Below are 10,258 nucleotides of genomic sequence, written 5' to 3'. Positions count from 1 at the left end.
TGTCCGGGTCGTCGGTGGCGACCAGCCGGCCGCGCAGGTCGTAGGTGTAGCGCCACTGGTTGCCGGCCGGGTCCGTCAGCGTGCTGAGCAGGCCCGCGGCGTTGTAGGCGTATTTCGTCGCGTCGTAGGGGCTGTCGACGCCCGCGGTGTGCTGGCGCTTCTCGACCGTGCGGCCCTGGGCGTCGTTGATCAGCGTGGTCGCGGTGCCGCCCAGGGGCGGGGTGGTCTTGACGCGGTCGCCGCCGTAGGAGGTGGTGGTGCGCCACTGCTCGGTGCCGAACTTGCGCAGGATCGCGGCGGTCGGCCGGCCCAGGCCGTCGTACTCGGTGATGGTCTGGCCCGGAACCTCATTGTCGTAGCTGGCGGCCAGGACGTCGCCGGGTGCCTGCTTCTCCCACCGCACACCGTTGGTCTTGTAGGGCAGCCCGCGGGAGTCGTAGAAGGTGTCGGTGACCTGCCGCCCACCGTCGGAATGCGGTGAAGGGGCTTGGGTCTGGCGTTCGCGCAGCAGTCCGTCGTAGAGCGTGTACGCCGTCAGGTACCGGGCGTCGCCCTGCAGCTGCTTGGTGACGACGACGCTGGTCCGGTCGGTGTTGTACTGGTACTCGAACACCGCGTTGGCGCTGAACCCGGCGGCCTTGGACCGGCCTGGCACCCACGCGGCGGTCAGCCGGCCGAGCGGGTCGTAGGTCAGGTCGGCGCGGCGGCCGTTGGCGTCCACGGACGCGGTCGACAGGCCCCACGCCGGGTCGAGGTACTCCCTGCTGACGTGGCCGAGCGGGTTGGTGCTGGAGATCTCGGTCAGCGGTCCGGTGTCGGGGGTGTAGTCGGTGGTGGTCTTCTCACCACGCGCGTCCCACACGTCCAGCGGACGGCCGACGGCGTCGTAGGTCGCACGGGACGCGGTGACCCACGTCTGCCCCGTGGCGTCCCACTTGTCCAGCACCTCGGCCTTGGTGATCAATCCTCGGGTGGGGGCGACGTCGTGCGCCTGGTCGTCGTAGTACGAGCGGGCCAGGGACTGGATCGTGGTCGCCGACGCGGTCACCGCGCACGTGCCCACCACGGTCTCGACCTGCGAAGCCATGGTGAGCAGCCACGCGGTCTCGTTGCGGGCGAACGTCGTGCGGGTGCAGGTCTCGTCACCGGTCACGGTGGTGTCGCCGTGGTCCTCGGTACGGGCGGCCACGCCCTCGGGCGTGAAGTCGGCCTTGTCCACGCGGGTACGCCGCCACGTGCCGTCCTCCAGCAACGTCCGGCCGCGCACCGAGGCGTCACCGGTCACGTACGCCTTGTTGCCCGCGGCGTCCGTCGCGGTCGCGGTCTCGGGCAGGTAGGGGTCGTTGACCGACGCCGACACCAGCTGACCCGCGTTGTACTGACGGGTCTCGCGGACGTAGCCACGCAGCCGCTTCACGTCGCGGATCGACACCTGCTCCGAGTCGGTGATCCACGCCTCGCGGGTGCCGGACGGCAGCTTGTCGCCGTCCATGCCGCGGCCGTAGACGACCTCGGTGACCGACTGCGTGCCGGCCGGGTCGCCCTTGGTGGTGCGCACGGTGGCGTACCCGCGCCACTGCGACCACGTGCGCCGCTCGGGCTCGGCGAACTCGGCCTCGTCGAAGTGCCAGGCCGGATTGCCGAGGTAGGAGTAGTTGGTCTTGACCAGGCTCGACGCGCCGGTGCGGTCGTCGTCCACGACGGAGGTGACCACGTACTTGTGGAACCAGTGCAGCTCGGGCGTCAACCCACCGTCCGGCGTCCACCACGACGGGTAGCAGCGCAACGTGTTCGACTCCGGCGCGGCCGGCATCCGCGACCCCGCCACGCAGTCGTTGTCGCTGTACTCGACCTGGGTGTGGCTGCCCGCCTCGCCGGTGATCATCACGATCCGGTGCCGGGTGATCGGCGGCCGGTTGTCGGTGCCGGTGTCGACCCGGTTGGGCAGCGCCTTGTGGCCGAACACCGTCGGCGGCAGCTGCACGCTGCCACCGACCAGACCGGTGTGCCTGACCGACTTCAGGTTCATCGCCGGCGCGAGACCGTCACCGGTGGCGAGGAACTCGTGCTCCAACGCCCACGAGTCCACGTCGCGGAACCCGGTGCCACCGTCGGAGACGCGGGTGACGACCTTGGTGAGCTTCTTGCGCGTGAAGAACGACGGGGTCAGCCGGTGCGTGCACGGCTCACCCGCGTTGCAGATCTGGTCGACGGGGACGTCCGGCCAGTTCGCCGCCGTGGAGGTGTTGAGCTGCGCCGGGTCGCACGTCACCGCACCACCGGGCAGGCAGCGCTCGGCGGTCTCGAAGCTGACCTTCGCACCGGGGTGGCCGAAGACGTTGTCGACGCGCAGGCCGTACTCCACGCGGTCCAGCCACCCGCCGCGCACGTACTCGGTGCCCTTGTTGGCATCGGCGTTGCGGCCGTAGCGGTTGAACTCGCGGTTGTAGTAGTAGGTGCTGACATTGCCGTGCCGGTCGACCGAGTAATCCAGGTTCCACCGGTACGCCTGCTGGCACCACGACGCGTCGAACGATCCCGCCTGGTGGCAGTCCTCCCCCGCGTGGTTGCCGTACACCGGCATCGTCCACGCCGACTGCGTCTCCGGCTTGCCCGCCGTCCACCCCGGCAGCCGGTTCAGCCCGAGGAAGTACTGCGTGCCGTCGGGCGTGGTGACCTTCCAGTGCTCACCGTTGTTGTCGCCGTTGACCGTGTCCTCCAGGCGCTCGATCCGCGCGCCGTCGTCGGACTCGGCGCGCCACTGGTTGGTCGTGCCGACCCGGATCAACTTGCCGGACACACCCACCAGGCTGATCGAGACGCTGTCCGCGGCCCAGCACTGGTCACCCGTCTTCGTCTGACCGTTGTTGCCACCCAGGTCCAGACCGCACGGCTTGTACTGCCGCTCGATGAACCCCGCGGGCGCCAGGTCCCAGCCGTCACCGGCCCACGACGCCTGGTTGTTCGTCGACGACGTCCGCCCGTCCAGGCTCTGCGCCGAATACCCCAACGACACCTTCGGCGCCGCACCGCCGATCGCCGGCGGCACCCGCATCGGGTAACCGTAGGTGAAGTCACCCGACGAACCACCCGCGCTCCACGACCCCGCCGGAGCCAACGACGTCGCCGCGTAACTACCCGCCGGACCCGACGCCGCCGCCATCGCCGCGAACACCACCGGCTCCGACTCCACCGTCACCGCAGCCGACAACACCGACGCGGACGTGTCGTTCTCCGCACCCTCCACCGGCGTCGCGACCTGGCACTCCGCCTTCTCCGGCGTCGCCACCGCACACGACGGCAACCTCACCAGACGCAACCGCGCGGCGTAATCACCACCGAACGCCGACCTGAACGCCGAGTAGTCGAACCGCAGATCCAACGGTTTACCACGCACACCACCGGCATCCGACACGCTGAACAACACCGCGTCCGACTTCCGCTCGTGCACCTGGACGCGAACCTTGCCCGACTTCACCTGCCGCGCACCGGCCTGATCCTTCAACCCCACCGAGACCGGCGTCCCCACAGCCCACACCGGACGACCCAACGCACGCGCCACCGCCTGCCCGGCAGTCCCACCCGACGCCGCGAAGTCCACCTCACCGACCGCCGCCCCAGGCCACTGCCCACCCGGTGCCGTCGGAGCGGTAACCACCGCCCCACTCGCCGGATCCGGTGGAAGTGGACGCACTTCCACCGGATGCGTCGGGATGGAAACCTCCTGTGGGATCTCCGCCCGCCAATCCGGCTCCGCGGCGACCGCGACAGCTTGCGCGGTGGAAGTGGTCAACACGACCACCACACCGAAGGCGACGGCCTTCCGGGCCCATGCACGCAGGGAAACGCTCACCACGAGGCCTTTCGTCTTGCGCTTCGGATCGATCGGTGGATCACTCAGAAGTGGATCGTCGCGTCGTACAAAGCCCAGACGTCGACGTCCGGGAGGACACCGGCGTGAATTCGGGCATCGTCCAGGTCACCCACCCAACGCGCGGCGCCGACACCCGCCGCGGTCGCTCGCCCCAGCCACAGGTTCGACGTGGTCTGGCGCCCGACCACACCACTGCCGTCGGACGTGGCTCCGGCATAGGACTTCTGGCGATTCCGGTCCACGTTGAGTGAGATCCGCCTCGTCACCGCGTCATAGCTGCCGACGAGGAGCACCCAGTTGTTCGACATCGCCAAGTCGTCCGACAGCGCGCTCCACGTCGCGCCATTACTACCAGCGATGGAGAACTCCCACCGCGAGCCGTTGTAGCCCAACGTGAACGGCGAGTTCTGACTGTCATGGCCGCTCACCGCGATGCTTCGAGCACCCGGCTCACCGGTGTGCCGCACCCACGCGCTCACGGTGAACGAGCGGTCGGTCCGGAAGTTCACCGGACGCGGCACCGAAGCATGCCCGGTGCCCGGCGAGGTGAAGTTGAGCCACTTCTCCTCGCTCGCCGCCGACACGACCGGCTGACCGCCCCACACGTACCCGCCGGTGAGCGTCGCGTTCTGGCCGGAGACCACGTCGGCGGTGGTGGCACCGGATCGCTCGTCGAGCGCGTACCGGGCGCGCGGCACCACGAGGTTGGCTTGCTCGGCGACCTCGTCAGCGCCCAGCACCCGGTCCCAGACCAGCGTGTGGTCGACGGAGCCCGCGAAGTGGTTGACGCGGATGCCGTCCCACTTCGCCGCGCCGACCACGAACGCGCCGGCCCCGTCCCAGGTTTCCACCGTGGCGGTGGCCTGGTACTTGCCGTCGACGTACAGCTTCATGGCATCCTGGATCGGGTCGTACGTGCCGGCCAGGTGGGTCCACACACCGGTCACCGGCGGACTGGTCGATGCCGCCCGCGCGAACAGGGACGTCTTCGAGTCGGCGTGCGGCGCCGCCATGGTCCAGCCATTGAGATCTTCGCTGTAACCCAGGAAGAACGAGCCGGCACTGCCACCGTCCTGGCTGACCGCCGTGAAGTAGCCATTCGTGCGGTCCAGCTTCACCCACGTCGACACCGAGAACGCTTCTGAGGTGTCCACCACCGGGCCTGACGACACCGCGGTTCCGCTGGTGAACGTCAGACCGTTGTCCGCGTAGCCCGCGGCGAACGAGCCGCCCGCCACCGCCAACGGGTGGTTGCCCGCACTGTCCTCCACGACCGTGCCGCTCACCTCGTCGAAATGCCATCCCGCTTTGACGTCGGCCGGTTCCGCGACGTTGAAGACGTAGGAAGCGTAGGTCGCCGATCGGTTGCCCGCGCCGTCGAACGCCGTCACGTACAACGTGTTCACCCCGGCCTTCGTCGGAGCGATCGGGACCGTCACCGTGCCGTCGGCCGACTGCACGGGGGCCGACCGGGGGATGGCGCTGGCGTCGTTGAGCGTCCAGCCGTAACGACGGACATCCATCGCGCCACCCAACCCGGTCGGCGTGCCGGGCTTGAACGTGAACATGCCCGTCCTACCGCCAAGATCGGGCGCAGTCCCGTCTTCCGGGTAGTCGGTCGAGGTGACGACAGGCATGCTCGGCGCCCTGGTGTCCACTGCGAACTCGCAGTCGACGTAACCCGTGAACAGGCCGTGGTCACTGCCCCACACCCGCCACGTGTGCAGGCCGTCGCTCGTGATGCGGTTCGGCGGAATCTGCACCTCCGCGTACGAACCCGCGGGAATCCCGTTCACGTAGATGTTGGTGCCCGTCTCGGCCGACACCGGCGCGACACCGTCGAACACCCGGAACATCGCGTCCATGATGCCGCCGTCCGGATCGTTCATCCGCGCCCGCAACCGCGGCGTCCTCGTGAACACCGCGGGCCGCCCGGCACCCATGCCGCACGAGATCGCGTGCGACGGATCCGGCCCCCACCCCTCCATGCCCAACGCCGTCGGCATGTACGGCCAACTGTTGTACCGCACCTCCAGGTACGGGTTCAGGTCGAACCGCCGCCAGGAGTTGTCCAGGTCCCCCTCGTACTTGGCCTGCAACAGAAACGTCGTCCAACCCCAACCCTCGTTCACCGCCTGCCACACCGCCGCCGTGGCATCGAAGTCGGCCTGACCGGCGTTGGGGCAATGCGCCGCGTTGTTGGCGACATTGGTCTCCGACAGCCGGTAGTACCAGCCCGGTTGGTTGGCCCACGTCGTGTTCGCGTCCACTGGCGGGCTCACGAACAACTCCGTCGGCGACGGCGAGCAGCTGAACGTGTGGATCACCCGTGTCTGCAGCGTGGCCCTGATGATGTGCTTGCCGAGGATCGGAGCCGTGTGCATCTGCAGGTACGACCGGGACCGACCCGCGTAATCGGCGTTCAGGGACGCGGCATTGAGGTACCCGGCCTTGAGATCGCCGAGCACACCGCTGGTCTTGTCGAAGTTCCGCGCGTCGGGCCACGGGTCCTGCACCACGACGTGGTGCACCTTCCCACAGTTGCCGCAGTAGTACTCCGGGTCGATCACCACCGGGTACCTCGTGCCGGGATCGGCCAGGAACTCCCGGTCCGGCAACACCGCCACCGAGTCGGCACCGACCTCGACACCCATCTCCGCCCTGCGGTCCCCCTCCGCCGGCCCTTCGGTGTGGTTGTCCCCGTCACCACCGGAGGAGTCCCACATCGACGACGCATCACCGGAGAACACCGGCGTCCCCGACTCGTCCCTGACCATGAGGTCACCACCCGGGCCGGGACCGTCGTGCACCCGCACACCCTCGGCGTGCGTGCGGAACGCGATCCGCTCCAACTCGGCGCTCGCCCCCGCCTGCGCCGTCTTCACCACCAGAACCTCACTGAACCCGTTGATCGTCACCTCGACCTTCAGGTCCACCCCCGGCAACACCTCCGGGTACGTCAACAACGACCCGTCCACCACAGCCGGCGGCAGATCACGCCCCCAACCGAGCCCGACCTCGTCCTCACCCCGCACCACACGGGCGACCGCCTCATCAGCCGACCCCGAGCCACCGGGCGAGAACACCACGTCGACAGGAGCGGCCTTCGGCCCGAACGAACCATCCGCACGACGCTCCAACGACAGGTCCACCGGCACCCAACCGTCACCACGCCGCACCCGCACCGGCTGGGCGTGCTGCCTGAACGTAAACGAACCGTCCGGATTCGCCGTCAACTCGTCGGTCTCCGTGGTCGCCGACTCCACCACCACCGGCTCACCACGCGCCTCCGCGTACCGCGACGCCGTCGCCTCATCCGGAGCCGAACCAGGCACTTCCGCCACCGCAGGCGGCGCCGTCAACACACCACCGACAACCGCGACAACGACCCCCACACCGAAAACGCGCAGGCCGAACCCACGCGCACGAACGCGCGACCACACGAAGATCCCCCGAACCGCATGAGCACGCGGCGTTGTGCTGAGTCCCCGACCCGAGGAGGAATCATGTCCGCTCAACCAACCCGCGACAGCAGCCGAACGGCCCAATTCCACACCGTCCGGTATGTGACCGCCGCCACGTGCGCGCGGGGCCGCCCACCAGCAACGATGGTTACCGGGCGTGCTGCTACGGTCCCCGCCCATGCGAATTGGGGGGATCATCCTCACGACCGTCCTGCTGGCCGGGTGTTCGACCGCATCAGTGGCCACACCACCGTCGAGCACCACACCGACCACCACGACGACCACCAGCAGCAGCACGCCGACAGCACCCGATCCGGCCCTCATCGAGGCGCGACTCATCAAGGCCCAGCTGCCTGACGACGTCCTCGTCCCGCTCGGCTTCACCCGCGAGGACTCCGCCGAGCAGAAGAACTACTCGGTCGTGCTGTGCCCTGCCGAACTGCCCACCGACGGCGCCATGTCCATGACGCGACTGTCCACTTCATGGATCAACAAGCCGGCGTTCTCCTACGTCGATCAATTCCGTGTGTCGTACCGCCGGATCGCTGCCGCAGCGGAAACCGTCGAACACGCCCGCAAAGCTCTGGAATGCCAGCCGTTCATGTTCGGCGACGAAGGCCCCTACACCCCGGAACGGGAACTCACCCTGCCACCGTTGGGCGCCGACGCCCAGTTCGGGGTCTGCTACACCTTCCAGCTCATGCGGATTTGCCAACTCGTCATGAGCAAAGCCGACATCCTCACCAGCATCCTGTTCTACGGCCCCAAAGAAGCCGACGCCGCCGGCATCCTGACCAAGGCCGGACAAGCCACCGCACCACTACTGACCGCCTGACCCACGCCCCCGCCGACCTCGGCGCGCCGGATCCGACACACGCTCGTCTCCACCGCAACTCCAGCACTGGAGGTGTCGAGAAGGACTCGGCTGACATCCGACCTGCCCGCTACTGATCAATTCGGATACTGCAAGATCAAAGGGCGATCTGGCGGCGACGGGAACAGTGCGGAATGCGCCGGAACTCGATTTGATCGTGAGGAACGACCGGCTCTGACCTGCGCGAGTCGAGAAAGCGCAGGTCAGAGCCGGACCCCTATGTCCTTGACACGGTAGGGGTCACTGGTTCAATCCCAGTATCGTCCACCATCTATAAACGCAGGTCAGAGAGCCCGTCGGTGATCACTACCGACGGGCTGTTCTGCTGTCGTGGGAGCAAATTGGGAGCAAACGATCTTTACGTGATCGTCGACACCGTATGTGGTCACCCCTCCCTGACCCGTGGGAGCGACCAGCGAACGCTCCCACCGACGCTGCAGCCCGTCGAGCATCGCGTCCACCATGACCTGCGACACACGCGAATAGGTGCCCCTGACACCTGCCATCCGGTGCCCGAGGCGCTTGCACTGGAGAATCTCCGGCACGCTGTCCTCGATGAGCCAGGTCTTATGCGTGTGACGTAGATCATGGAAGTGCAGACCAGGGTGGATCGGTGCCCACCCTCGGGTCGGATCGCCGTTGACGAGGGGCAGCCAGACCCTGCGCCGGAAGTTCGACCGGCGTAGCAGCCCTCCATCCAGACCGGTGAAGACGTGGTCCTGCATCCGGTCCGCCCGGTGCTCGGTAAGCAGGTCGACCAGGAACGGCGGCAGGTGCACCGTGCGGACGCCCGCCTTCGACTTCGGCGGTCCCAGCTCCAACCGGCCACCCACCTCGTGCAGCGCTCCCTTGTCCGGGTCAATAGTGATGACCCCGCGGGCCAGGTCCACCCGGCCCCAGCGCAGCCCGGCCAGTTCACCCCACCGCAGACCCGTGTACGCCGCCGTGACCACCAACACGGCGTCCGCGGGTGAACACCGTTGCGCCATCGCCCGCACCTGCCACGGCGACGCATGAGGCCGCTCGTCATCATCACCGGTGTTGACCCGCAACCGCCGACACGGGTTCGCCCCGATCAACCCCTCGTCGACCGCCTCACCCAACAACATCGACAACAGCGTCACGACATCGACCACGGTGCGCTCGGCCAGCGACCGCCGCAGCGTCTTGACCCACCCCTTCACCGCGATCCGCGAGATCTCCTTCAACGGCACGTCACCGAACTGAGCTTCCCCCGGTAGCCCGGTGGCTTTCCAGACATGGTCCGATAGGGCCTGAAGGGAGTCGTCCGTGGCACCACCGAAGAAGTACCCCGACGAGTTGAGGGCGCGTACGGTCCGGCTGTACCGGGAGTCCGACCCAAAGCCGGTGATCCGACGCCTGGCCGAGCAGCTGGGCGTGCACCACGAGGCGTTGCGGAACTGGATCCGGCAGGACGAGGTCGACCGCGGCGAACGTGGCGACCGGCCCACGACCACCGAGTCCGAGGAGCTGCGCCGGCTGCGCAAGGAGAACGCGGAGCTCAAGCGCGCCAACGAGATCCTGAAGACAGCGTCCGCGTTTTTCGCGGCCGAACTCGACCCGACCCGGCGACGGTCGTGAAGCTCGTCGAGCAGCTTCGCGGCCGCTTCGGGGTCGAGTTCGTCCTCCGGGTCCTCGGTGTCGCTTCCTCCACCTACCACGGCTGGGTGGCCCGACAGGCCGACCCGTCGGACCGTGAGCGCGAGGACCGGGCGATCACCGCGGAGATCGTCGACATCCACACCGCCTCCGGCGGGACCTACGGCAGTCCGCGGGTCCATCAGGTGCTTCGGCGTCGGGGCGTCCGCGTGTCGCGCAAGCGGGTCGAGCGGCTGATGCGCCAGGCCGGGCTGCCGGGCGCGCTCCTGCGCAAACAGTGGCGGACGCCGTCGACCAGGCAGGATCCACGAACGGCACCGGCCCCTGATCGGGTGAACCGGGACTTCACCGCGCCCGCGCCGGACCGGCTGTGGGTGGCCGACGCGACCCGGATCCGCACCGGCGAGGGCGTCTTCTGGCTCGCGG

At 68.4% G+C, this 10,258-nt stretch carries 5 protein-coding genes and 1 pseudogene; 3 read left to right on the top strand and 3 right to left on the bottom strand.

Features of this window, described 5'->3' with window-relative positions:
* Positions 1–3,511: pseudogene (locus A6A25_RS37265) on the bottom strand (type IV secretion protein Rhs); the annotation flags it as partial.
* A 386-nt stretch (positions 3,512–3,897) separates the two neighbouring features.
* Positions 3,898–7,209, bottom strand: a complete 3,312-nt coding sequence (locus A6A25_RS37260) for a LamG-like jellyroll fold domain-containing protein (protein ID WP_143193671.1) — start codon at positions 7,207–7,209, stop codon at positions 3,898–3,900.
* A 307-nt stretch (positions 7,210–7,516) separates the two neighbouring features.
* On the opposite strand from A6A25_RS37260, the gene A6A25_RS37255 reads away from it, so the two are divergent.
* Positions 7,517–8,173, top strand: a complete 657-nt coding sequence (locus A6A25_RS37255) for a hypothetical protein (RefSeq protein ID WP_143193670.1) — start codon at positions 7,517–7,519, stop codon at positions 8,171–8,173.
* Positions 8,174–8,496: 323 nt separating this feature from the next.
* Here the strand turns inward: A6A25_RS37255 and A6A25_RS37250 are convergent, their stop codons facing one another.
* Positions 8,497–9,426, bottom strand: a complete 930-nt coding sequence (locus A6A25_RS37250; protein WP_073898481.1) for a tyrosine-type recombinase/integrase — start codon at positions 9,424–9,426, stop codon at positions 8,497–8,499.
* A 76-nt stretch (positions 9,427–9,502) separates the two neighbouring features.
* Here A6A25_RS37250 and A6A25_RS37245 point away from each other — a divergent pair, with 76 nt between their 5' ends.
* Both A6A25_RS37245 and A6A25_RS37240 read left to right on the top strand, forming a co-directional pair.
* Positions 9,503–9,814: a transposase gene (locus A6A25_RS37245; RefSeq protein WP_073898479.1), complete on the top strand. Its 312-nt coding sequence runs from the start codon at positions 9,503–9,505 to the stop codon at positions 9,812–9,814.
* The coding region (locus A6A25_RS37240; RefSeq protein WP_143193669.1) for an IS3 family transposase at positions 9,811–10,258 on the top strand (448 nt) is incomplete at its 3' end. The genes A6A25_RS37245 and A6A25_RS37240, both read left to right, overlap by 4 nt.

It is taken from the genome of Saccharothrix sp. CB00851, from assembly GCF_001905065.1.
GTDB lineage: Bacteria > Actinomycetota > Actinomycetes > Mycobacteriales > Pseudonocardiaceae > Actinosynnema.
This window is presented reverse-complemented; position numbering and strand designations above follow the sequence as displayed.

Coding starts and splice junctions, on each gene's coding strand:
- A6A25_RS37255 (WP_143193670.1), top strand. CDS start 7,517: ATGCGAATTGGGGGGATCATCCTCACGACCGTCCTGCTGGCCGGGTGT.